At 70.1% G+C, this 23,406-nt stretch carries 24 protein-coding genes and 1 pseudogene; 12 read left to right on the forward strand and 13 right to left on the reverse strand.

What is annotated here, in order from left to right:
* Positions 1 to 69 precede the first annotated feature (69 nt).
* The 5 genes from BIV25_RS38600 to BIV25_RS38620 all read left to right on the forward strand — a co-directional run bounded on the left by BIV25_RS38600 (position 70) and on the right by BIV25_RS38620 (position 4,956).
* Positions 70 to 879, forward strand: a complete 810-nt coding sequence (locus tag BIV25_RS38600) for an SDR family NAD(P)-dependent oxidoreductase (RefSeq protein WP_071377216.1) — start codon at positions 70 to 72, stop codon at positions 877 to 879.
* A 218-nt stretch (positions 880 to 1,097) separates the two neighbouring features.
* A complete protein-coding gene (locus tag BIV25_RS38605; protein WP_071377217.1) occupies positions 1,098 to 1,874 on the forward strand; it encodes a GNAT family N-acetyltransferase in 777 nt (258 codons plus the stop codon).
* Between the two features lie 26 nt (positions 1,875 to 1,900).
* Entirely contained in the window at positions 1,901 to 2,104 is a 204-nt protein-coding gene (locus BIV25_RS50585; protein ID WP_071377218.1) for a hypothetical protein, read from the forward strand.
* 692 nt (positions 2,105 to 2,796) lie between these two features.
* Complete coding sequence (locus BIV25_RS38615) at positions 2,797 to 3,906, forward strand: PP2C family protein-serine/threonine phosphatase (protein ID WP_071377219.1); 1,110 nt, start codon at positions 2,797 to 2,799, stop codon at positions 3,904 to 3,906.
* A gap of 396 nt (positions 3,907 to 4,302) precedes the next feature.
* The gene (locus BIV25_RS38620; protein WP_071377220.1) at positions 4,303 to 4,956 is read left to right on the forward strand and encodes a hypothetical protein; all 654 of its coding nucleotides are present in this window, start codon (positions 4,303 to 4,305) and stop codon (positions 4,954 to 4,956) included.
* A gap of 121 nt (positions 4,957 to 5,077) precedes the next feature.
* Here BIV25_RS38620 and BIV25_RS38625 read toward each other — a convergent pair whose 3' ends face one another.
* A complete protein-coding gene (locus BIV25_RS38625; protein ID WP_071377257.1) occupies positions 5,078 to 6,247 on the reverse strand; it encodes a S9 family peptidase in 1,170 nt (389 codons plus the stop codon).
* A gap of 100 nt (positions 6,248 to 6,347) precedes the next feature.
* Here BIV25_RS38625 and BIV25_RS38630 point away from each other — a divergent pair, with 100 nt between their 5' ends.
* Complete coding sequence (locus tag BIV25_RS38630; protein ID WP_071377221.1) at positions 6,348 to 6,962, forward strand: TetR/AcrR family transcriptional regulator; 615 nt, start codon at positions 6,348 to 6,350, stop codon at positions 6,960 to 6,962.
* A gap of 181 nt (positions 6,963 to 7,143) precedes the next feature.
* On the opposite strand, the gene BIV25_RS38635 is transcribed toward BIV25_RS38630, so the two are convergent.
* Positions 7,144 to 7,722 carry a TetR/AcrR family transcriptional regulator gene (locus tag BIV25_RS38635; protein ID WP_071377222.1) on the reverse strand — a complete coding sequence of 193 codons (579 nt, stop codon included), beginning with the start codon at positions 7,720 to 7,722 and terminating at the stop codon, positions 7,144 to 7,146.
* A gap of 88 nt (positions 7,723 to 7,810) precedes the next feature.
* Between BIV25_RS38635 and BIV25_RS38640 the strand changes: the two genes are divergently transcribed.
* A complete protein-coding gene (locus BIV25_RS38640) occupies positions 7,811 to 8,692 on the forward strand; it encodes an SDR family oxidoreductase (RefSeq protein ID WP_071377223.1) in 882 nt (293 codons plus the stop codon).
* Between the two features lie 204 nt (positions 8,693 to 8,896).
* Here the strand turns inward: BIV25_RS38640 and BIV25_RS48355 are convergent, their stop codons facing one another.
* The 4 genes from BIV25_RS48355 to BIV25_RS38660 all read right to left on the reverse strand — a co-directional run bounded on the left by BIV25_RS48355 (position 8,897) and on the right by BIV25_RS38660 (position 12,068).
* Positions 8,897 to 9,607, reverse strand: a complete 711-nt coding sequence (locus BIV25_RS48355) for a hypothetical protein (protein ID WP_143076782.1) — start codon at positions 9,605 to 9,607, stop codon at positions 8,897 to 8,899.
* A 445-nt stretch (positions 9,608 to 10,052) separates the two neighbouring features.
* A complete protein-coding gene (locus BIV25_RS38650; protein WP_071377224.1) occupies positions 10,053 to 10,871 on the reverse strand; it encodes an SAM-dependent methyltransferase in 819 nt (272 codons plus the stop codon).
* Between the two features lie 82 nt (positions 10,872 to 10,953).
* A complete protein-coding gene (locus BIV25_RS38655) occupies positions 10,954 to 11,205 on the reverse strand; it encodes a DUF397 domain-containing protein (RefSeq protein WP_071377225.1) in 252 nt (83 codons plus the stop codon).
* A complete protein-coding gene (locus tag BIV25_RS38660) occupies positions 11,202 to 12,068 on the reverse strand; it encodes a helix-turn-helix transcriptional regulator (RefSeq protein WP_071377226.1) in 867 nt (288 codons plus the stop codon). The genes BIV25_RS38655 and BIV25_RS38660 overlap by 4 nt, the downstream gene beginning before the upstream one ends.
* A 312-nt stretch (positions 12,069 to 12,380) precedes the next feature.
* Here BIV25_RS38660 and BIV25_RS38665 point away from each other — a divergent pair, with 312 nt between their 5' ends.
* The gene (locus BIV25_RS38665) at positions 12,381 to 12,824 is read left to right on the forward strand and encodes an ATP-binding protein (protein WP_256257093.1); all 444 of its coding nucleotides are present in this window, start codon (positions 12,381 to 12,383) and stop codon (positions 12,822 to 12,824) included.
* 269 nt (positions 12,825 to 13,093) lie between these two features.
* Positions 13,094 to 13,576, forward strand: coding sequence for an SAM-dependent methyltransferase (locus BIV25_RS38670; RefSeq protein ID WP_071377227.1), 483 nt, complete (start codon positions 13,094 to 13,096; stop codon positions 13,574 to 13,576).
* Positions 13,577 to 13,602: 26 nt separating this feature from the next.
* On the opposite strand, the gene BIV25_RS38675 is transcribed toward BIV25_RS38670, so the two are convergent.
* Positions 13,603 to 14,277, reverse strand: coding sequence for a hypothetical protein (locus BIV25_RS38675; RefSeq protein WP_071377228.1), 675 nt, complete (start codon positions 14,275 to 14,277; stop codon positions 13,603 to 13,605).
* A 228-nt stretch (positions 14,278 to 14,505) separates the two neighbouring features.
* On the reverse strand, positions 14,506 to 14,853 hold the full coding sequence (locus BIV25_RS51680) for a hypothetical protein (RefSeq protein ID WP_177235564.1): 348 nt from the start codon (positions 14,851 to 14,853) through the stop codon (positions 14,506 to 14,508).
* Between the two features lie 288 nt (positions 14,854 to 15,141).
* On the opposite strand from BIV25_RS51680, the gene BIV25_RS51685 reads away from it, so the two are divergent.
* Positions 15,142 to 15,498 (forward strand): darcynin family protein, encoded by a 357-nt coding sequence (locus tag BIV25_RS51685; protein ID WP_071377229.1) that lies wholly within the window; start codon positions 15,142 to 15,144, stop codon positions 15,496 to 15,498.
* A gap of 198 nt (positions 15,499 to 15,696) precedes the next feature.
* On the opposite strand, the pseudogene BIV25_RS38690 reads toward BIV25_RS51685, so the two are convergent.
* Positions 15,697 to 16,171: pseudogene (locus BIV25_RS38690) on the reverse strand (ATP-binding cassette domain-containing protein); the annotation flags it as partial.
* A 270-nt stretch (positions 16,172 to 16,441) separates the two neighbouring features.
* Between BIV25_RS38690 and BIV25_RS38695 the strand changes: the two are divergent.
* Positions 16,442 to 17,917, forward strand: a complete 1,476-nt coding sequence (locus BIV25_RS38695; RefSeq protein WP_071377231.1) for a DHA2 family efflux MFS transporter permease subunit — start codon at positions 16,442 to 16,444, stop codon at positions 17,915 to 17,917.
* A 50-nt stretch (positions 17,918 to 17,967) separates the two neighbouring features.
* On the forward strand, positions 17,968 to 18,330 hold the full coding sequence (locus BIV25_RS38700; RefSeq protein ID WP_079177159.1) for a hypothetical protein: 363 nt from the start codon (positions 17,968 to 17,970) through the stop codon (positions 18,328 to 18,330).
* Between the two features lie 95 nt (positions 18,331 to 18,425).
* On the opposite strand, the gene BIV25_RS38705 is transcribed toward BIV25_RS38700, so the two are convergent.
* The 4 genes from BIV25_RS38705 to BIV25_RS38720 all read right to left on the reverse strand — a co-directional run bounded on the left by BIV25_RS38705 (position 18,426) and on the right by BIV25_RS38720 (position 23,210).
* A complete protein-coding gene (locus BIV25_RS38705; RefSeq protein WP_071377232.1) occupies positions 18,426 to 19,184 on the reverse strand; it encodes an ATP nucleotide 3'-pyrophosphokinase in 759 nt (252 codons plus the stop codon).
* Positions 19,185 to 19,395: 211 nt separating this feature from the next.
* Positions 19,396 to 20,391, reverse strand: coding sequence for a hypothetical protein (locus BIV25_RS38710; protein ID WP_256257094.1), 996 nt, complete (start codon positions 20,389 to 20,391; stop codon positions 19,396 to 19,398).
* A 231-nt stretch (positions 20,392 to 20,622) separates the two neighbouring features.
* Entirely contained in the window at positions 20,623 to 21,774 is a 1,152-nt protein-coding gene (locus BIV25_RS38715; protein ID WP_071377233.1) for a hypothetical protein, read from the reverse strand.
* The gene (locus tag BIV25_RS38720; protein ID WP_071377234.1) at positions 21,771 to 23,210 is read right to left on the reverse strand and encodes a hypothetical protein; all 1,440 of its coding nucleotides are present in this window, start codon (positions 23,208 to 23,210) and stop codon (positions 21,771 to 21,773) included. Before BIV25_RS38720 ends, BIV25_RS38715 begins: the two co-directional genes overlap by 4 nt.
* Positions 23,211 to 23,406: the final 196 nt, after the last annotated feature.

Raw genomic sequence — 23,406 nt, forward strand, 5'->3', positions numbered from 1 at the left:
CCTTTCTCACCGCACGTCCACCGCCCCTCGCGGGGCCACGTCGACGTGCCCGCAACCCTGGATGGGATCATGTCCGACTCCACTCTCTCTTCCCGTACCGTCCTGGTCACCGGCGCCACCTCGGGCATCGGCTTCGAAGCCGCCCGGCAGCTCGCCGAGCACGGCGCCACCGTGCTGCTGCACGGCCGAACCGCCGAGGAGACCCGGGCGGCCGCCGACCGCCTGATCGCCGAGGCCGGCGTGAAGGCAGAGCAACTGGCCACGTACTACGCCGACTTCGGCCGCCTTGAGGAGGTCGAGGCCCTCGCCCACACGGTCGTAGCCGCCCACCCGCATCTGGACGTCCTCGTCAACAACGCCGGCATGGCGGCCCCGGAGCGGCACACCGTGACGGCCGACGGCAACGAGATCGCCTTCCAGGTCAACTTCCTCGCCCACTACCTGCTGACCTGCCTGCTGGAACCTGCGCTCACGGGGGCCCCGGGCGGCCGGGTCGTCAACGTCTCGTCCTCCCTGCACCGCACCGGCTCGATCCAGTGGGCCGACCCCAACCGCGCCCGCCGCTACTCGCGCCTGGCCGCCTACGCCCAGTCACAGCTCGCCCTCACGGTCTTCGCGGCCGACCCGCGCGTCACCGCCGCCTCCGTCAACCCCGGCGTCTGCGACACCGCGCTGCTCCCGCTCTACGCCCACGAGGGTGTCTCCCCCGCCGAAGGCGCCGCGCACGTCGTCCGACTCTGCGACCCGGCCGTCGAGATCGTCAACGGCGCCTACTACGACCGCGCCGAGCGCGTCGACCCGGCCCCGGCCGCGTCCGAGGACCGCACGATCCGCCGCCTGAACAAGCTCGCCGACCTGCTGGTCGGCCGCACCGCTTGAAACGGCCGAACAGGAACAGGAGTTGACGCACGTGTCGAAGCGAGCCCGCAAGAAGAAGGCCCGTCGCAAGAAGGCGAAGCACGGCAGCGAGGCCTGCCAGAACTGACGAGTATCAGGGCGGCGTACGCCGTCCGCCCCAGGGCGGGCGACAGGGATCACCGCTCTTCCGGTCGCCCGCCCGATCCGTACTCCGTCCCCCTCATTCCCACGAGGCATTGATGATCGAGATCTCGCCGCCGGACGCGCGGATGCTCGCGCGCTGGTTCCCCACCCGCTCCCCCGGCCCTGCCACGATCGGCGAGCACGTACTGGCCACCGGCATCGGCAGTTGGTGGGCCGACACGCCCGTCCGGCCGAGCGCGGTAGCCGTGTCCTGCGCCGGCCACGTCGTGCTGCGCGGCAGCCCGGAGCACCTCACACCGGATCTGCTCGCCCCGCTGGCCGGCAACCGGGTCGAAACCCCTGCGCGGTTCCTGCCCGCCCTCGGCGCCGCCTTCGACAGCCTCACCCCCTGGGAGCGCATGGTCTGGACGCTCCAGGCCACGCCTCAGCCCGCCACCGTCCCGCACGGCGTGACCGTACGGCGCCTGGAGCCCGCGGACACCGAGGCTCTGCACGCCCTCGGCCCCGCCGCGTCCTGGCTCTCGGCAAGCTGGGACGGCCCACTCGGTCTCGCCGCCTCCGGACACGCCTGGGCCGCCGTGCACCGCACCGGTCACATCCTGGCCATGACCTGCACCTACTTCCGCGGCACCGGCTACGAGGACGTCGCCGTCTACACCGTGCCCGACCGCAGACGCCACCACCTCGCCCTCGCCTGCGTCACCTCCTTGTGCGCAGACATCACCTCCCGCGGCCACACACCCAGCTGGAACTGCTCCCTCCACAACCGCGCCAGCCGCCTCCTGGCCTGGCACGCCGGTTTCCGGCTCGTGCGCGAATACGTCCACTACGCCGTCGGGAGCCCCGTGGCACACCGTCGGCTCAGCGCCTAGCATCGCCCCGGCGAGAAGGAGATCCGGTGCCCAGGAAGCCCCGGCTGCTCATCCTGCCGATCCTCGAAGGCAGTCATGAGCTCGTGATCACCCGGCTGAAGCACGTGGCCGACTCCTTCACCCTCCACCACCGGATCACCCCACCGCCCACCGGCGGTTCGCCGTGGTCGGTCACGGCACCGGCATGCCGACCGGCTACGCGCCGGCCGCGGACCACCCCGACCGGGTGAACATCTACCGAAGGACCGAGGAGGCTCCTGCGGAGCTGCCGGCGGTGCCGACGGCGTCCTGGCCCGGCATCGCACCCGCGGACGAGGGGCGGAGTCCGCGACCTCCACGCCGACGCGTACCTCGCCGGTGCGCTTCTCGTGTTCGGCGTGGGTGACGGCCGCGCGGTGCATCGCGTTCGCCAGGCCGGTCGCGGAACCGAACGCCGACGGGCCGGGATCGAGTAGCCACGCCGCTCGGGACTGAGGCCCGCCGCCGGGCCGCCCGGGCTCAGGTGGAAGATCCCGCTCACCTCGACACCGCTGTCGATGCCGGCGGCGACCACGTCAGCCTTGGCCGGAAAACGGTTCCGGTGTCGGCCCACGCGGCGGCACGCGCCGGGCACGCCGTACCGATCGGTGATCACTTCGATGGCCGTCAGCCCGTGGACGGGCGCAGGCGGGACGTTCGCCCTCCGCACGCCGGGCAGCCAGGCTGGGCATCATCGCACGTCGCGCCCGGCAGACACACGCAGCACCGCCGATGTGGCTGGTCCCACGGGAGCTCCTGCTCCCGCGGGGGCGCCACCGGGCGGCAGGAACAACTACATTCCGTGACGACGGCGGGCGCTGGGACTGCAACATCATGAGGCGAGCCGTGACTCCCCGCTCGTATCGTGAAGAGGGACAGAGCTGCGGGGCGAGGCAGGGAAGTCATGAAGGAACCGGCGGTCGACTACGCGGCGGTGTTCCAGGCCCTTCCCGGGGCGGCGGCGCTGGTGACCCCGCAGCTGATCTACGCGGACGCCAACGCGGAGTTCCTGCGCCTCCGAGGCCTCACCCGCGAGCAAGTGGTCGGTCGCTTCGTGCCCGACGACCACCCCGAGAAAGACCCTGCCGAGCCCCTCCTGCTCAGGGTTCTGGCATCACTGCGCCAGGCGGCGGGCACCGGCGAGCGCAGCATCGTGGCGTTGCAGCAGTACGACACACAGGACCCCGACCAGCCCGGAGTGTGGCACGAGCGGTACTTCAACATGACCAACATCCCCGTGTTCGGACCTGACGGGCGGGTCACCATGCTGCTGCACCGGGTGGAGGACGTCACCGAACTCATCCGCGCCCGTGAAGTCGCGCTGACCCTGCAAGAAGCCATGCTGCCCGCTCCTCGGCCGGTGGGCCGGCACCCGTCGGCCGTACGCTACCGGCCCGCCGCCGAAGCGCTGAACGTGGCCGGCGACTGGTACGACCTGGTCGACCTGCCCGGCGATCGCATCGCCGTCGCCGTCGGCGATGTGGTCGGCCACGGCCTGCCCGCCGCGGGCGTCATGGGACAGCTGCGCAGCGCACTCACCGCCGCCTCCCTCGCCTCCGAAGGCCCCGCCCGCGCCCTTGAAGTCCTCGGGCTGTACGCCCGCTCCGTCGACGGCGCCGAGAACACCACCGTCGCCACGGCATTCGTCGACTGGGAGACCCGCACCATCACCTACAGCAGCGCCGGCCACCCCCCGCCTGGGCTCCTGCAGAGGGACGGGACTGTCGAGTTCCTGGACCAGGCCACCGACCCGCCACTGGCCGCCCGCCCGGAACACGCTCCCCGGATCCAGGCTGCCGCGGCCTTCCGCGAGGGAGCCGTTCTCGTGCTCTACACAGACGGCCTGATCGAACGCCGCGGCGAGGACATCGACACCGGCCTCGCCCGGCTCGCCGACTCTCTGGCCCGTCACAAGGCAGACGACCCCGAAGCCCTCGCCGACGCCGTGCTCGACGACCTGCTCCCGCCCGGTGACGCCACCGACGACACTGCCCTGGTCGTCGTCGGCCTGTGAGTCCGGCCCGCTGCGTTCGCCGGGAAGCACAGGAGATCGCCTCAGGTGGTGGCGGACGAGGTGTTCTCCCGGACCTGAGGCAGGACCAGGACACCGATGGGGCGGACGGTCGGCAGCCGCCGGGCCCGCCTCCGTGGCAACGACGCGGCCCCGGGAGTCGGCCTTCGCCCGCCACGCCCACCACCCGGCCGAAGCCGCCCAGAACCTGGCCCTTCCGCCTTGACTGCTGCGTTTGAGTGGCAAGTTGTACGGCGCCGAAGACGTTCACGACATGGCGCGCCGGTTTCTCATACATTCACCCCGGATTCGAACGTTGAGGTCAGCGGGTGGCCGCCTGCGTCCACCACTCATGGAGGTCACGGGATGAACCATCGCCCCTGGGTTACAGCACCACTGATGGGCGTGGCCATCGTCCTCGCGTCCCCGCCGGCCGGCGCCGCCGCGCCCTCGACCGTACGGCACACGCCCGCCTCCCTGCGGGTGCGTGAAGGAGACCGCGACGACGAGCACCGCAATCCCTGGCGCGACTGTCACAGCCATCGCCGCGTCGTCCTGATCAGCCCGACCCTCAGAGCGTTCCTGACCAACGGCCGGCGCGGACCGGAAGCCCTGGTACTCAAGGGAACCCCGAAATCCACGACCTGGTCACCCGAGCAACCCTGGGCCAAGTTCAGCGTCGCGAAGTACCTGAACGTGAACTACTCCTCCACCACCACGGCGCAGTATGCATTCACCATCAAGGAATTCTTCAGAGTGCACCCGCTCCTCGTCGTGAACACCTACGACAACCACCAACGCGCCTTCCCCTTCCCCGAAGCCCACTGCGACGACCACCACCGCGACGACGGCGAAGACCGTGACCGCCCGCGCGGCGACCGCCCCTCCACCGCACCCTGTAAGGACACCCCCGCACCGCATGACGATGCGGCTGCGGGCTGGAGCTCCAGCCTGCTCAGCACACAACACATCCTGATCGCAGCAGGAGGCCTGCTCATGCTCCTCGGAATGCTCGCCACCGCCTGGCACCGCCGACGCCGCTCCAACGACTGACCAGGGCGCCCTTCGGCGATACGCGCGGCGCGACCGGCGATGCCGAGCATGTCGGTTCGCACGGCCGGACCGCGCCCTCGCCGGCGGACCGCGCGTACTCGCCCCGCGCGATCCGAGGCCGTCAGCCGGCGAGCAGGGTGTCGAGCCAGTCGAAGGTGCGCTGGTGGAACAGGGACATCGCGCCCTCATGGCAGTGCTCGCCCGCGCCTTCGTCCTCACGGAAGGAGATCAGCTCCTTCTGGCACGTCAGCTCGTCGAGCAGCCGCTGCGGCTGCCCCTTGAAGAACTGGTCGTTCTCGGCGTCGAGCACGAGTGTCGGACAGGTGATCCGGTCGGCGACACCCGCCATGGTGTACGCCTCGCTCGCCTTGACCAGTTCATCGATGCCGGACACGCCGAAGGTCCACCGGCCGTTGCGCACCACCCACCGCGCCGTGGTGTTCCGCGCCATCAACGCCTCGATGCCACCGGGCACCGAGGCTGCGCGACTGGCCAGTGCGGCGATCACTTCGTGGAAGTCCCAGGTGCCGTCGTGCAGCACGCACGCGGCGAGGCGGTGCTCGAAGGCGGCCGCCCTCGCGGCGAGGTAGCCGCCGAGGCTCGTGCCGACGAGCACGAGCCGCTCGGCGTCCGCCTCGGGCACGGTGAGCGCGAAGTCGACGACGGGTGTGACCACGCCCTCCCAGTCCGGCCGGAAGTGCAGACCCTGCTCGCGGACGGTGCTGCCCTGGCCGGGACCGTCGAACGCGAGGACGTTGTAGCCGCGCCGCAGCACACCTGCGGCCAGGGCCAGGTAGTTCTCCTCCAGCGTGGAGTCGTACCCCCCGTGGTAGAGCAGGGTGGGGCGCGGGGTGCCCGAATCGTCGACGAGGAACAGGTACGCAGACAGCGTGGTGTCCTCGTACGGGATGCGCAGCGCGCGGGCCGGAGTGTCGAGCAGGGCGGCCGCGTCGGCGAACGTCTGCTGGGAGGCCTTGGCGAGCCGCGCCGACTCGGTGTCAGCGGCGGGGTTCTCGCGGCGGTAGAAGTCGGCGGTGCGGTAGTAGTTGGACGCACGCAGCAGCGCCTCCCGGGCGCTGACCCGGTGACCGGCGGCCAGTGCGTCCCGGCCGATGCGCTCGACGCGCGCCGCCGTCGCGGCCCACTGGGCCGACCAGGCCTCCTCGTCGCCCTCCGGGATCTGCCGGCAGGTGACCAGGACTTCGCCGAGGTCGGCCCCGGCGTAGGCGGCGTAGCCCGCGGCACGCAGTGCCTCGAAGGAGAAGGACTCGTCGTCGTAGAGGAATTTCATGATCGGCCCCATTCCATCAATGGAACGGAACGGCAGCGTTCCATCTCACTCGAAGCTAACACACATGGAACGCAACCGTTCCGTTCGCTAAGCTCGGAGCATGACTGTGGAGCAGAAGAGGGGCCGACCGGTGACCGGCGGGGCGGTCCTGCGGCAGCGGGTGACCGAGGCGATCACCGAGGCGACTTTCGCCGAGCTCGCCGAGGCCGGGTACGCGCGGATGTCGATGGAGTCGGTGGCCCGCCGCGCCGGCGTGGGCAAGGCCGCGCTCTACCGGCGCTGGCCCTCGAAGCAGGCCATGGTCACCGAGCTGATCGGCAGCAAGGTGTCCGACGCCCTCCCGCCCACGCCGGCCACGGGTGCCCTGCGCACCGACCTGCGCGAGCTGCTCGCCGCCTTCCGCGACCAACTGGCCGATCCACTACTCGCCCGGATCGCGGCCGGACTGTTCGCCGCGGCCAGTCACGACGGCGCTCTGGCACAGGGCCTCCACACCGGAGTGGCCGCACCACGGCGGGCGGCGGCGCGCACGATCCTGCAGAACGCGATCGACCGCGGCGAACTCCCCCCGGAGCTGGATCTGGCTCTCGGCATCGACCTACTGATCGCACCGCTCGCGTTTCGCGTGCTGGTCATACAGGGCAGCAGCGACGCCGAGTACCTGGAAACGCTGGCCAACGCGATCGAGGCAGCGTTGCGGGCGGCCGTCCACTGACCTCACCGATTCGGTCGGGTCGGAGCAGAGCTGCGTGAAGAGAATCGGTTCGCGTCCCCGGTCGTGTCTCCGCCGGCGGAACGGGGCGGGTCAGGCACGCCTGAACACGTCTGCCGGCCAGTCTCGCCGATGCGACACCGGCGCCGATACGGCCAGCCCAGTGGCAGCCGCACGGGATCGATCAGCCCAGGGACGCAGTTGCCGCGCGCAGGTCTTCCAGAGCTGCCAGCGCGTACGGCGCGAGTCCTTCCGCGTCATCACGAGCGCTTTCGGACCACTGGGCATAGCCCCGCTTGAACGCGAGGACCCCCAGCTCGCCCGCGAGATGCGCCGTCGGGTCGGGGACACCTCGGGCGATGAGCGCGGCCGTCATGGCGGCCGCGAGACCGACGCTCTTGAGGGTGTCGCGCTCCTGGAGTTCGGTGCTGGCTGCCACGGCGGCCTTGATGCGGGGGCCGAGCTCGCGGTTCGCCGGCCCCATGGCGCCCGAGGCGCGTTCGAGACCTGCCGCCACCGCCTGAAGCGGGCTGGCGCCGGCAGGCGCTTCCGTGATGCCGTCGGCGAGCAGCCTGCTGAGCGTCTCCTGGCCGGCGACCAGTAGCTCGCGCTTGTCGGAGAAGTACCGGAAGAAGGTGCTCTTGGTGACGCCGGCGCGCTCGGCGATCTGCGTCACCGTGGTGGCGTCGTACCCCTGCTCGGTGAACAGGTCGACGGCCGCGACGACGAGTCGCTGGGGCGCTCCTGGTTGCCATCTAGCCATGGGGTCAGCATAAGTGATGGGACACCTGTGCCGTCACCGTGTAGGGTCAGCGATGGGACAACAGTCCCATCACCTTCGGGGAGGGCTCATGCACGTCTTCATCACGGGCGGTACCGGCACCATCGGCTCCGCCGTCGTCGCCGAACTGCTGCGCCACCGCCACACCGTTCTCGCACTGGCTCGCTCGGACGCCTCCGCGCAGGCTCTTGAGAGCGCCGGCGCCCAGGTACTGCGAGGAGATCTGGCAGACCTCGACGTCCTGCGGTCCGGTGCTGCGCAGTCCGACGGCGTGATCAGTCTCGCGTTCGGACGTGACTACGGCAGTCCGGATGCGCTCGCACAGGCCATCGCCGAGGAGAGCGCCGCTCTCGCCGCGCTGGGGCAGGAACTCATCGGAAGCGATCGCCCGATCGTCACGGTCTCCGGTACACCCTGGGTGCCGGGGCGCGCCTCCACCGAGACCGATCCGCTGCCGACCGGCGGACCGGTGGGCGGCCGGGGCCGTTCGGTCACCGCACTGCTGGATCTCGCCTCACGCGGTCTGCGCAGCATGGCCGTCCGTATGCCGCGCACGGTCCACAACGAGGGACAGGGCGGATTCGCCGGCCTGTTGGTCGACGCGGCGCGCCGCACCGGGGTGGCCGGATACCCGGGCGACGGCACCCAGCGCTGGCCGGCCGTGCACGCACTCGACGCAGCAGTCGTATTCCGACTGGTCCTTGAGTCGGCACCGGCCGGGACGTCCTGGCACGCCGTCGCCGACGAAGGCGACGCGGTGCGGGACATCGCGACAGTCATCGGCCGGCGACTGGACCTTCCGGTCAAGGAGATTCCGCAGGAAAGCTTCGGCCCGTTCGGCCCGATCTTCGCCATGGACCAGCCGGCGTCCAGCGACCGCACCCGCGCTGCCCTCGGGTGGCAGCCCACGCACTCCAGCCTCCTCAAGGACCTGGAAAACATTCAGCCCTGACACACGCCCGCGAACCCCGCGCCCGGTTCGCCACGACCTCTTCCGGCGCCCAACGAGGCGTGGCGCCGGGCATGGGACCGGTCAACCTCGGTGCGGTGCTCGGGCGAACGGACGGCGCCGCCGGTCGGTGCCATCGACGGCGAGGACGCCGAAAGGGGCGACACCGGCTCCCATCGGGGAGGTGCCGCCATACCGCCGACGCCGTCACAGCGACGCCTCGCCAGGCAGCAGTACAGCCCGAACTGTCCTGAAGCGGGCGTCTTCGGACAAGAAGTGGTCTACCTTCGCACCCAAAAGGCGTGCGTACGCCAGACCTGTCCCCGCTTCACCGGCGGGGGCAGCGCTGCCGACCGGAATGCCAGGGCGCGGGTCCTGTACGTCGATCACCAGTTCCTCGTCCTCGGTCACGGCCAGCCGCAGCATCATTCGCCGCGGCGTCCCGTCGGCGGACTGATCGTGGGTGGCGGCGTCGTGCACGAGCCGCGACAGCACCTCGATGGCGGTGGCGATGTCACCGGGCCACCTCAGCAAGGTCAGGCGCATGCGGGCCTCGCATCGAAGCCGCCGCAGGCTCGCCGGGTGCATGACGTAGGACTGGGACCACTCCCGGTCGACAGGCGCACTGCGATGTGGCGTCGGCATGTCCGCGGTCGGCGATGTCGCGTGACGAGTGGTGTGGGGGTAGGCGGCGAACGCGGGAAGGCCCAGCAGCCACGCGCGGAGCGCGGTCTGTTCCGCACGGGTGCCCGCCACCTCGCGCTCGGCCGCCGCGACCAGGCCCCTGACCTGGCCCATGGCGAGGAGCCGCATGACGGTGCCCCAGCCCGTGCGCAGGCGGGCCGGGACACGCAGGGGCGCCAGGTCGTACACCTCGTGCGCGACGGACCAGCCCTGCTGTGCGGCGAACTCGCGCAAGGACGCGAGTGTTTGGCCGGCGGTGCGGGAGCTGAGGCTCGTCGTGTAGAGCACGACGTCGCCACGGGGCGGGGTGGCCTCCCGGAGGGTGTGGGGGCGGCCGGCAACGTCCGGTCGCGGATGCGTGCGATGCGCGGGGAGGGACACAGGGAGCTCCTTCGGCGTCGGCGGTCCGCTTCGGATGGGCAAGCACGTCGAGCCAGGCCCCATCAGTGAGCATGGGGGGCACCGGAGCCGAGGCTCGCAGACCGGTGGAACCGGCTTCGGTGCGGACGACGTGGCGGGCGTCGCCGCTCTCGGTCGCCGCATGGGCTGGGCGGGGGGTGAGGGATCGGTCGGCGTGGCGGGCCATGATCGCGCTCCCTCGCTCCCTCCCGCCACAGATCGACGGCGATCACCTGTGGCGGTCGTGCGCCGGTTTCCCGTGACGGGCAACCGCGACGGGCTAACGTTTGATACCTACGCCCGTCCACAGGCTGACCTGAGCATCCGTCGGCTGCGCCCCGTCGCTGCCGGCTGCGGCCGGCCGCCAGCGGTGGCCGACGCAGACACCCGGCTCGATCACGTCGAGGCCGTCGAAGAAGCGGGCGACGTCCTCCTGCGCGCGGAACTGCACCGGAGTCCCGGCACTTGTGTAGATCGCGGTGACCTTCTCCCAGGTGGCGGGGTCGAAGTCGGGCGTGCAGTGGCTCAGGGCGAGGGCGCTGCCCGCAGGGAGGGCGTCGAGGAGCCGACCGACGATGCCGTAAGGGTCCTGCGCGTCGGTGACGAAGTGCATCAGCGCGTTCAGGGACAGGGCGATCGGCCGGTCGAATTCCAGGACCTCAGACGCCTCGACGGCGGTCAGGAGCGAGGCGGGATCGTTGACGTCGGCCTCGATGTATGTCGTACGCCCCTGCGGCGTGCTGCGCATGAGGCGCTCGGCGTACTTGAGGACGAGCGGGTCGTTGTCGGCGTACACGACCCGGGCCTCGGGCACCACGGACTGGGCCACCTGGTGCAGATTGGGCTCGGTCGGGATGCCCGTGCCGATGTCGAGCCACTGCCGGATGCCGTACTCCTGCGCCAGGACACGGGTGGCCCGGTGCATGAACGCGCGGTTCTCCCGGGCGCACACGAAGATGCCGGGGTAGGCGTCGGCGACGGCCAAGGCCGCCTTCTCGTCGACTTCGAAGTGGTCCTTGCCGCCGAGGTAGTAGTCGTACATGCGGGCCGAGTGCGGCCTGCTCGTGTCGAGGTCCCGGCCGGCCTGGCTGGTGGTCATTCTCTCCCCTTGAAAGGTGTCGTATCCGTATGCCCGGAGGCCGGGAACGGGACCGATGTCGTCCCTCCCGCCCGCCGTCGGTTCATCCGGCCGTCAGGTGATCCGCCATTCCCTGTTTGACCCCACGGACGAAAGCGGTGATCTCCTCGGGCGTGTAGATCAGCGCGGGTCCGGCCGGATCGGACGACTGCCGCACGGCCACACGGCCGTCGGCGAGTTGCTTCGTCTCCACACACTGACCGCCGTTCGGCCCGCTCCAGGGGCGCTCCCAGCCCTGCTCGCCGAGCTCGGAGGCCGACATCCCGTTGTAGACGCTCTCGTCTGTGGTGGTCATGAGTACTCCTTGCGCATGCGGTTCAGGAGCGCCGTGCTGTCCTCGGACGACGTCAGCAGCGACATGCGGGAATGCGCCTCCAGATGAGCAGCGACATCCACACGCTCGTCCAAGTAGACGGAGGCGGAGAGGAGTTCGCTGTAGACGACGTCGGGCAGCTCCGGCTCCGCGAACCGGAAATAGGTGAAAGGGGCACACGCCCCGACATGAGCACCTGCGGAGAAGGGCACGATGTCGAGACTGACGTGGTCCAGCGCGGACACTTCCAGGAGGCGGTCGATCTGCTCCCGCATCACCGCGGAGCCGCCCACCGCCCGATGCAGGACGGTTTCCTCCATCACCACCCACAACGTGGGGGCGTCCGCTCCCTCCAACAGGCTCTGGCGGCGCAGCCGCAGTTCCACGCGCCGCTCCAGCTCCTCCTCACTGCCGTTCGGGAACCCGCCGCGCAGGACTGCGCGCGCGTAATCGCGGGTCTGCAGCAGGCCGGTGACGTAGTGGGGCTCGTACGTGCGCAAGGTCGTCGCGCTGGTTTCCAGGCTGACGTACGCGGTGAACCAGCTGGGGACGACGTCGCGGTAGGCGTGCCACCAGCCGGGTTCGTTGGCCCGTTCGGCCAGGGCGACGAACTCGTCGATCTCCTGACGGTCCGCGCCGTAGGTCTCCAGAAGCTTCTCGACGTAGAGAGGCTTCAGCGCAACCTCGGCCTTCTCCAGACGGCGGATCGTCAAGGGCTTCACACGCAGGGCCCTGGCCGCGTCCTCCAACGAGGCACCCGCACTCTGCCGCATGTCCTGCAACCGACGGCCGAGGATCATGCGCAGAACCGTGGGTGCGCTGCCGCCGGAACGGGCTTCACTCACGCCCAACCTCCTGAAGAGCCGTCATCCACTGGGTGGTGAAAGGGACTTGATGAACACGCCGGGCCGATACGCTCCCGCTGAAATTATCAGGGAGACGGTTGCAGCGCGACCACGAGCACGAGCATAGTTGGCCTCGTGAGCGGCCACGTCGCAGTCCTGACGTGGCACCAACTCCGCCTGCGCTCAATGAGGTTGATGCCATCCGACGGTTTCCCGCCACGGGCTGCATGCCCGAACGCGCGTCCCCCCACGAGGGTTTCCGGTGACCCACCGCTCCCCTCACCGCGCCCGTCCCCCTGGAAGGCGACATCCGTGACCCTCCGCACGACCTCAGCCCCGGCCCTGGCCGCCACCGCGCGGCGCCGGGAGTACTGGTTCGGCCTGCCTGCCCTGCGCACCAGTGTCAAAGCCGCCCGCGACACCGTGCGCGACCGGCTCTGTGCCTGGCACGTTCCCGGCGACCTCTGCTGCGACGCTGTGCTGCTCGTCTCCGAGCTGATCACGAACGTCGTGATCCACACGCACAGCGGTCACGTCCTGTGCGGTCTCACCCTGACCGACGACGAGCATCTGCGGATCGAGCTCCACGACGACGGTCACACCCCGCTCCCGCCGTCGCAGCGTCAGACCGGCCCCGACGAGGAGAGCGGGCGAGGCCTGTTCCTCGTCCGGCAGATCGCGGACCGCTGGGGCTCCGCCCGCTCGACACGCGCCAAAGGCAACGTCGTCTGGGCGGAGCTGGGGGCTCACGCGTGACGTCGCCGAGGCCGGCCGCTGAGGCCGACCGGGCCCGGCGCCGCCAACAGAGACGCGGGTGCGGACACATCATCCGGCCGGGCGGGGGCCTTGATTGCTGATCTCAGCTCTATGGGGCGGTCGCTCAGCGGGCCGTCGCTCAGCCGGCCTCCCCCGGGCACGACAGGACGGCCGCATGGGCGAGATCCTGGCACCGTGCCACCCGGTACGGTGAGCGCCTTGGAACGGCCTGCGCGCATTGCCGTACGTTTTCGCGAAAGGCGCGACACATGCCCGAGATCGGAACTCCCGCCCAGGTGGCCTCTCTTCCGGTGGGCCGGGTGGCCGGCGGCCGTGAGGAGGTCCGGGACGACGACTGTGGCGGCGCGGCCGCCGTCATCCGGCTGGATGCCACTCGATTCACACCAGATGCGGTGGCCGGTCTGGACGCCTTCTCCCGTCTGGAGGTCGTCTACCACTTCGACCGGGTCCCGGTGGAGAAGATCGAGACCGGCGCCCGACACCCCCGCGGCAACACCGAGTGGCCCCGAGTCGGGATCTTCGCCCAGCGCGGCAAGAACCGCCCCAACCGGCTCGGTGTGTCCCGCTGTCGCCTGATCAAGGTCGACGGACTCGATCTGCACGTCCAGGGGCTGGACGCCGTGGACGGCACCCCCGTCCTCGACATCAAGCCCTACATGGCCGAGTTCGGTCCGCAGGGCCAGGTCGTCCAGCCGGAATGGGCCACCGAGCTCATGCGCGGGTACTACTGACCGACCGAGGCCGTGGCATTGCCGCTCTACCGGTCGGCTGTCCCATCCGCGCCGTCAATCTCGCCGTCAATCTCGTAGATCCGCTCTTGAAGCCGTTCACCAGCCCAGTCCAACCCGGCCCCCAGGTCGAACCAGTGCCGGTCCTTGCGGACTTCGGGCGAAGAGAGGTTCACCGCTGCCCAGGAGAACACCCCCAGGAGGACGGAACGCCCGTGCTGCCTTGTGCTCACGGACAACGCAAACGGCGCGGCGAGTGCCGCGCGGGTGACCAGCACGAGCTGTGCGTCCTCTGTCCGCCTGCGCCCGCCCGTGAGAAACCGGGGCGTTTCAAGGATCTTGACCCACTCGACCACTGCGTCTGCCACCTGGGCGCGCAAGGACTCTTCGATGCCCTTCCGGACAGCGGTCGCGGGATCATCACCGAGCCAGCCGAGCCAGTGATCAGGATCAGTGAGCCTGCTGAAGTCGTCCTGCGGCACCCCGTGACGGGGATTCTCCTCGTACTCACCTGTCAGTTTCCCACTGCTGTCCACCAACCACGCGCCGCGGATCGCTTCCGGAGGGACGTAGCCGTTCGGGTCGTCGACATACCTCGGGTCGATCTCGGCGACGCTGCCACCGGGATTCTCTGCAGCCGCGGCCAGGAGCGCCGGCTCGTTCGGTATGCCCTTCCGTCGGCTTCGCCAGCCCGAACGCCCCACGTTCCCACCCCATCGCCGCCCGCCCAGTTGACCGCGATTATGCCTGCCGGGCGGGCCTCGGAGCCCTTCGCCGCCTGGCTGACCTCGCGCCCGGGTGCCGAGAACATCTGCCGTGACCGCCCCAGCGCCTGCGCGAAAGCCGTCCGCGCGTCCTGCACCACCGCACCCCGGTCACGCGTATGGTCGCCGTCGACCAGCCGCTCGACGACGTCGGCCGCCGCCTCGGCGTCAACCGCGATTCGGTCCGCCGTACCCGCAGCAGCAGACCCGCGAGCGCGGATTCCACGGCGGCTGCTCGACGCTCACCGCCTGCCTGCCTACTTTGCAGGCCGATCCGGCCCAGCCCGGCTGTGTGACCTGCAGCCACAAGTCCGCACCGTCGTGTCCGCTCGGATCCATCGTCAGCAGGTCCTCGTGCAGCCCCGAGAGGGGGTGACCGGTGGGAGACCCGTCCTCGCCGGACTCCATGACCACCCAACCGACATCCACACCGGACACGTTCACGTCCCCACCGCAATCGAGCTCGTCCAGCGCGACGAAGACTGCTTCGTAGGCAACGGCCCGAGCCTGGAGCACCAGGGCGTCCCTGTCCGCCCCCGCAGTACGAAGCGTGCCAGCTGAGGCATGTCCTCATCGATCTCCGACCTCGCCCGATCCGACGCATCGGCAGCGCCAAGAGCCTCGAACCGCATCCGCAGCCGTTCCGCCGCAGCCCGCTTCGACGGAGCACATCCGGACAACCACGACTGCCATGTCGCCTCGGCATCATCCATCACACCAGGATGCCCCACCAGCCGCCGCTGCCCTTCCCGACCGGGAAGGGCCCGCTGCTGTCGACGACGTTCGTTGATCCACAATGGGGCTATGACTGTCATCCAACCGCAGCCGCGGTTCACCATATTCGTGCACCTCACGGCCTTGCCCGCGTGGCTCGCCCTGGGACGCCCTGAGCGTCAGCAGATTATCGCCGACCATGTGCAACCGCTGTTGGACACACATGACACCGTCCAGGTCCGGTGGTTCGACGCGGAAGCCTGGGCTGCCGCTCCGTCCGATGTCCTCGTGGCGACGACCGACGACCTGACCGCGTGGTCCGATCTGTTCGAGGGGCTTCGCGACAGTCCGCTGTGGAGCGTGCCCTACTTCCGGGTGGAGCTTGTACTGCCGACGATCGAGGACGGCTTCGCCGACTACGAGCGTCGGACCGGGCAGCGTGACTGAGCCGTCGTCGGCGCCGTGATGATGGCCGGCCGCCAGACTCGGTCAAGCCGTTCGTCCTCGGCTTGGGCTGCCGGCGGCTCCGGCCGCACCGACGAGATGTCGCTCGCCAGGCCAGACTGCGCACGTATCGGACGGCGAAGTCGTCGTAGTCGGTGTGCAGTTGGTCGGATTCCGCAGGGCGCACCGGCGGCAGGGAGGTCAGGGGGAGGCGACGCCCGGCTGTCCGACGCGTTCTTCCGCTCCGGCGTCGTGTCGTCCGACGTCCCGGAGCACGCCGTCGGCAGCGGATACCGCGGCACCCTCGTACGCCTGCCACATGCGTGCATAGCGTCCGTTCTGGCCGAGCAGATCGTCGTGTGAGCCGATCTCGATGATCCGGCCCCGGTCGAACACCGCGATGCGATCGGCGGTGCGCGCGGTCTGCAGCCGGTGGGCTATGACGATGGTGGTCCGGCGCCCCGAGACATGCTGCATCGCCGCCGCCACCCGCGCCTCCGTCACCAGGTCGAGATTGGCCGTGGCCTCGTCGAGCAACAGCACGGCGGGGTCGACGAGTTCGGCGCGGGCGAGGGCGATCAGCTGGCGCTGTCCCGCCGACAGTGACGCGCCACGTTCGGCGAGCAGGTGCAGATAGCCGCCGGGGAGCCCCCGCGACGAAGTCGTGCGCGCCGACCTTCGACGGGTGAACTATCAAGCCCGGCCAATGACCGATCGGACGCCCTTGCCCCCCGTCCACGCCGACCCTGCGGGCTCCTCAGGGTCGATCCCGCAGGGTGGGCCCGCCGCCGTTGGGGTGATCCGGTGCGGCAGGCCGGATGAGCTCTCCTCGTTCCGGAAAGTCTGCCTGGGCAACGAATTGATCTATTCAGTGGCATTCACGCCGTGCGGGCTCTCGCGGAGCGGGGCCCGTCCCGGTGCCGCGGACGGACGGGATGAGAGGGTGATGGCCGAAGCCTCGCTGAATACGCCGCCGGACGCCGACCTCCCGCTCGGCAGCACCCCCTGGCCTGCACATCTCAAGCTGACGATGATCGTCGTCACCGCGGGCGAGATCACGCCGCACCTGGACTCCGCCGTCCTGCACGTCGCCTTACGGCCACTGGCAGCCGGTATGGGCGTGCCGCTGTCCACGGCCCAGTGGACCGTGACGGCATACCTGCTGGCCTTCGCGGCGGCCGTGCCGACGAGCATGTGGGTCATGCAGCGTTTCGGTCCCGAGCGCGCCTACCTGCCCGTGCTCGGCCTGTTCACCGTCGCCTCGGTCCTGTGCGGCGCGTCCCAGACGCCCTGGCAACTCATCGCCGCCCGCGTGCTCCAGGGGGCCGCCGGCGGGGTACTCGGGTCGGTGAGCCGGATGATGCTGGTCACCGCGGCAGGCCCGCGCCGACTCCCGCGTGTCATGGCGGCCTTCGGCGTCCCGGTGTTCCTCGTCTCGGTGATGGGCTCCCTGGTGGCCGGGGAGCTCGTGACGTTCGCAGGCTGGCGCGCGATCTTCTACGCCAACGTTCCGATCGGCATGGTCGCCATGGCCCTCACGCTCCGCCTGAAACGGCCCCGGCCCACCGGCCCGAAACGCACGCTCGACGTCATCGGCCTCCTGCTCATCTCGCCGGGACTGATCGGTGTGACCTACGGGGTGTCCAACGCGGGCCACGGCCACGGCGCCGGCTCCGCGGCGGTTCTGGTGCCGGCGTGCACCGGACTGGTGCTGATCGCGACCTTCGTCCTCTGGTCGATGCGGGGCCGCGGACCGCTGCTGGACCTGCGGCTCTACCGCCACACCGTCTTCAGAGCCGCCGCGCACTCGGCGCTGATCAGCGGGGCCGCCGTCATCGGCGGAGCGATCCTGCTGCCGCTGTACCTGCAGACCGTGCGCGGAGAGGACCTCTCGACCACCGGCCTGCTCATCGCCCCGCAGGGCGTGGGTGTGGCCGCCGCGACCTGGCTCTCCGGCAGGATCTTCGAGCGGATCGGCGCGCTGACCGTGCTGGCCGGCACCAGCATCCTGCTGGCCGCCACGGTCCCGTTCGCCTTCCTCACCGCGACGACCTCCTACACCTGGCTGGTCACCCTGACAGTGATCCGGGGCATCGGTATCGGGCTCACCATGACACCCGCGATGACCGCCGCGTACGAGACGCTCTCACCGAGCCAGGCCAGCGAGGCCAGCACCCAGTTCAACGCCCTGCATCACACCGGCAGTTCACTGGGAACGGCAACCCTCGTCATGGTCCTGACCCGCGTCCCGCACACACTCGCCCATGGCCCGATGCACGAGGTCCACACCTTCGGCATCGCGTATCTCGTGCTCAGCACGATGACCGCGCTGAGCGTGCTGTCCGCCCTCCTGCTCGTCCTCGACCGACGCAGGTTCCGACAACCACTGCTCCGCGACAACGCGGCGCTGCTTCTCCACTGACGGTGCCCCGGCGCTCGGGCGAGCCGCCTTGTCTGTGTGAGGGGCTCATCATGGTGAGCCGTCATTCCATCGCCAGAAGCGCCGCCACGGTCCTGCTCGCGGGAGGTATCGCCGCCGGTTCGCCGGCGGGCGCCGTCGACGCGCAGGCCGCCCCGGTCCACAACGGCTACCGGCACCACAGCGTCGAAGGACGCGTGGTCGCACGGACCCCGCTGACCGTCCGCTACGGTCCGGGCACCCACCACTGGGCCACCGGAGCGGTCAGTCCGGGCATGCACGTCTGGATCAGGTGCAAGGCCGAAGGCACCGACGTAGGCGGCGACAACCGCTGGTACAAGCTCGCCGACGGCCAGGGCTGGGCCTCCGCCCACTACGTCAACCGCTACCACCACGTCTGCCGGTGTGACAGCTGACGCATCCCGCACAAGCGCTGTGTCCCCGCCCGGCTCGACTCCGGGCGGGGACACAGCCGCTGAAAGCCGGCGTCCAAGCGGCCGCGGCAACCCGGTCAGGGCGTGGCGGGTACGGGGACGGCCGGCCAGGCGGGCGCAGTGAGGCCGCCGGCCCCCGCCGGGACGGGGACGGCGTCGAAGACGGCGTCCTGCTGGGCCTGGAGTTCCTTCTTGCGCGCCGGAGTCGTGGAGGGCAGCCGCTGTTCCTCGTACAGCTGGTGGGTGACTTCCTGGGCGTGCTTGCTTTCGGGGGTGTGGAACTGCACCTCGAAGAGCTGGCCCGAACGTGGCGCACGCCAGCCGGTGTTGAGGCCTTTGTAGCCGTGGGTACGGCTCCAGGTGTTGGACCACTTGGTGCTGCCGTTACCCCAGGCCGAGAGGAGCGCGGACGCCCGGGTCACGCCGGTGGTGTAGGTGGTGTCGGGCCATTGGAGGGTGTAGCGGACGGCGTCGGTGAGCCGGTCGAGGACGGTGTCCACGTTCTGCCCGGGGTCGTCCTTGAGGGAGGTGGCCACCTTCCGCTTGAGCGAATCCGCGGACTTCAACCGGTGGTCGAAGCCGACCAGCTCCGCGCCCGAGATCAGGGCGGCGGCGCGTACGTCGGTGCTGATCGACTGCTCGGCCTGGCGGGCGTGGCTGAGATAGGCGTCGACCTTGGCGTTGTCGCTGCTGGTCAGCGTGAGCCCGCCGGCTCCCTTCCAGCCGTCGTCGCCGGCCGCGACGGCCGAGGGCCCGGTTGTCAGCGTGAGGGCCGTGGTGAGCCCGGCTGCGAGCAGGCCCCTGCCGATGCAGGAGGTGGTGGTGCTGAGGGTCATACGACGTCCGCCTTCACGCTGGTGGGGGTTGCCTTACGACCAGCACAACCACTGAGGCCGGGCGTGAGTTACTGGCGAGAGCGCGGGAGGCGCGACGCTGCGGCGGCCTGCGAACGCGAGCGCCGGGTCGGTCGAAACCTCGTAGGTCATCTTGCAAGGAGTTCCACGTCGGGTAGCCGGGACACGTTCCCGTGCCGCACGGCTACCCGACTCAGGAGAGCACCCATCGGGCTGGGTGTCCGGGGTCGGCCGGGCAGGTGAAGACGTGTAGGTCGCAGTCTCGGCCGAAGCGGAGCCGAGTGGGCTGGGCAACGGAGAGACCGCCCAGGATCGAGGCTTGCCCCCGCAGGGACGGGTCGCGGTCCTCCATCGGTACCCAGCTGTGCGAGTCGGCATCCAACTCGCCGCTCGCGGCGGTCAACAGCAGCCGCATCGGCGTCGCGCAGGACGCGCAGTCGACTGCCATCGGACCCGTCGATGCCCAGCTGGGAAAGCCGCCGACCCGCCAGCCGGGCGGGATCGACAGGTCGCCCTGGTAGCTGAGGGGATCAGGACCGTGTTCCGAGGCCCGGGCGTCTTCCCATGCGTCGATGCGCGCGATCAGCGGGGCAGGCAGCGTGTCGTCCTCTGCCCAGGGATAGGTGTCCACTTCCTCGGGGTGCAGGACGCACGGCTCGGGAAGTTCGTGTTCCCGTCGCAGCAGGGGTACTTGGGGAGGAGTGGCGAGGAACCCTTCGGCGCGCTCGGTCTCGTCGGCACGGCGCCACCGTAGGCGGTAGCGGCGCTCCAGGCAGGGTTCGTGGGTGAACGGGCAGCGGAAGAGCTGCACCAGGTCCGCACCGTCGGGCCCGGACGCCAGTGCCGGGACATCCCGGCGAAAGATCTGGGCGAGCCCCACGAAGGGCACCGGCCCGCCTTCTTCCAGCGGTCCGGCGCCGGGCCACGGCCGGCTCGGCGGCCGTGCGCCCGCAGCCCGGGCGGTGCGGATCTCGTGCGGCGCGTACCCCTTGGTCTCGCGCCGGTGCGGCTCGTGGCAGACCGGCCACGGTTCGTCGTCCGGCCACAGCATCGGCCCGCCGACATGGCTGTCGCGCATACCGGGCCGCCCCGGCCTGGGGTGCAGCCGCGTGGTCCGGCCCCGCTCAGCGGTCAGCTCCGGGAACACGGCCTCCACGGATATCGGTCTGGCCGGCGTGGTCCTGGTCATGCGCAGACCGTACGTGGCCCGGGAGGCACCACACGAACGAATTGCCGCGAGCTCGTACGGCGATGCCGCACGACGCCCGGTCACATCGATCGGTGCGATGTGTCCTCGACGTACGGGTGCTGAGCGCAGCCACGGTTCCGAAGCAGATACCGAGGCAGGCACCGAGGCGTTCTCGGAACTCGGCGGCATCGCTCCGGCATTTGCTGCGGCAGAGCAGTTCATCGCCCGGCCTCATCCGGTCCGGGCTCGCCCTTGCTTGCGATATCCGTCGAGGACGTCCTGGCGGAGCAGGTGACCGAAGCCGGCGGACTCCAGGCGCAGCCCCAGCTGGGCCTCGGTGATGCCAAGGTCGGCCGCGGTGGTGGGCAGGTGCCAGTCGTTGGCGGCAAGCCTGCTGAGGAGGTGACCGCGGCGGACCTGGTTCTCCGAGAGGCGAAATGTCTTCAGGTAGGCGGTCCTGCCCTGGTCGTCGGTGATGGCCTCACCGATGTGGTTCTCCTGCTTGGGACGGAACGCCGGCAACAAGCGGGAGAGCGTGAAGCGTCCCATCCGGTAGACCGTCTGCCAGGTGTACGCGTGCTCCAGCAGGCCGGTCGGCATCGTCGTGTCATGGAAACGCGTCCAGGTGTGCTCCTGTGCGGCAACTGCCGTGCGCAGGTGGGCGAGGGAGCGGATGTGCGCGTCAGGGATGCGGGCCCGGAAGTCCTGCACCGGCGGCATCAGCGTGGCGTAGTGGTGGATCAGTTCGCCGTACAGGTCCTGCAGGAGTGTGGAGTGGAGTGCGCGGTAGTCGTCAGGATGCGGGACCGCGAACGCGGCCGCGAGTGCGTCGGCGACGTAGAGCATCACGCCGCACTGGTCGGGGTGGATCTCGAAGATGCGGAGCGCGTCGGCGAGTCCGCGTACTTCGGCGCCCGCATAGGCCTCCTCGACGCGCGGGGAGAGTCCTTGGCGGATCGCACGCTGCGACCACTCCTCCCAGGCGAGCGAGGGGCCACCGAAGTGCAGCGCCAGGTAGCCTTCCAGCGCCAAGTGCATGGGGAGGAACCGCAGTCGGTCCTTGGCCTCGCGGCGCGCCATTCTGCGGTGGAAGCGCAGGCCCATTGTCGCGGCAGGAGGCGACTCACCGTCGGCGGAGAGCTGGGTGCCGTAGGCGGCTGCCGGGGTGCCGTCACCGGTCCACGTGGCGACGAATCCGTGCGGGATGTAGGAGAGATAGGCCCGGCGCGGGCCGACCTGGACGAGGCCGGCCACATCACCGTAGAGCTGTGGGCGCAGACGGAGATCGACGACAGGTTCGTCACGCACGAGCGGCACCAGACGGACGGCACCCCAGACCTGTGCGGGGCGCGTGGCCAGGCCGGTCAGGTCCAGTGTGGTCATCGCGCCTCCTCCTGCTGGTGTCCGCTCAGCATTCGGGCGGCACGGGTGTCCATGTAGGTGATCAATTCGGCCAGACCGGTCCGGCCTTCTGCGAACTGGGCGAGTTCCACCAGTGCGGGAAGGTCCTCGGCGTCACGGATACCCGCGGTGGGCACCGCCGTGGACAGGCGACGCACGTCGAAGTCGGCGGCGTCGTAGACGGGATTGAGATGCACGATGCTGGTGCGACGATCCGGGTCGAGCCGGGTTCGCCAGATGCGCAGCACCTCGGCGGCCAGGCCGGGAGGTGCGTTGTCCCATCCGTCGGAGACGATCACCAGCCTGGACGGTGAGGTGTCCAGCGCGTCGAGGATCCGCCGCCCCACCGGCGTCGGACCGTACGGACAGGCCAGCAACGCGTCGGTTCGCCCGGACGTCCACAGCCCGGTGTAGTCACCGGCAAGGGCCGCGAGCAGATAGTGGCAGGCCAGGGCCACGGCCAGCGGTCGACGGCGTTTGTGAACCGAACCGAAGGCGGAGAAGCTGTCGTCCAGGACGGCGGTGACCTTCCCCCAGCTCCCCCGGTGGGAGCCGGCCACCCGGCCGGCGGCCGCTTCCAGGGCGTGGGTGAGCTCGGCGCGTCGGCGCAGGCGGTCGTCGACCGGCAGTGACAGCACATAGGTCGTCAACCGCGTCAGCGGCATCCTGGCCAGATCCGCCTCTACGCCTGTGGTCCCGATCTTGTGCGCGGACTCCTGCAGCCGCAAGGTCTCCAGGCGGGTCATCCGTGGGGCTATGCGCTCCAGGAACGCATCCCGGGGAATGCCGTGCTTGGCGGCGAAGCCTTCGGCGACCGTATAGGGCAGCTCGTACAGAGCGGTCTGCTCGTAGTGTGCGCGGCGCCACGTCTCCAAGAGCGGCGTCGCGTAGTGCTTCCGGGTCAGCGGCGCGAACAGGAACGCCCCCAGCTCTTCGGTGGCAGGGGCCAGGTGCGCGTGGCGCATGGCTCGCTTGAGACCACTGCGGTACTTCACCGCGTCGAACGCCGGGTCCGGGCGGGCGGACAGCCAGTCGCGCATGATCGCGCGCGTACGACGGTTGTTCACCCCGGCCCGGTGGAGGGCATCGAACAGCCCGTACACGCGCTGCGGCGGCAGTGTCGCCAGCCGGCCCGCGATCAGTCGGCCCTCGCTGCGACGCTGGTCGGCAGTGGCCTCCCCGGCGGTCTCCAACAGCCGTCGGATGACGAGGGCTGCGTTGTAGTCGTTGATGTCGAGCGCGAGGACCCCGGCGTACAGGTCACGGTAGTTCCCCAGCATGTACGCATGGAGGAAGTCCAAGGACAGCCGCTGCTCGCCCGCGTCGCTGTGAAATTCGCGCTGACCGGTGGAAGTGATCGCCGCGTTGACGAAGAGCAGCACGTCGTCGGCTGCGATGAGGTCCCCGTACGCATCCATCCGTTTTCTTCCCCGTAGGTGTGGATGCCGGCCGGGGAATGGGGGCACGAGCTGCGAATCATTGCTTCATAGGCAGGTTCCGGAAGTCGCACCGGAGTCCCGCGGCCGGCCACAGGACCGTAACAGAGCAGGCTACGAGCCCTCCACACGGATCATCCCGGACGTCAGCCGAGAGCCACAGGGGCTGTACGGCGGG

It is taken from the genome of Streptomyces sp. MUSC 14, assembly GCF_001866675.1.
In the GTDB taxonomy this organism is placed as follows: domain Bacteria; phylum Actinomycetota; class Actinomycetes; order Streptomycetales; family Streptomycetaceae; genus Streptomyces.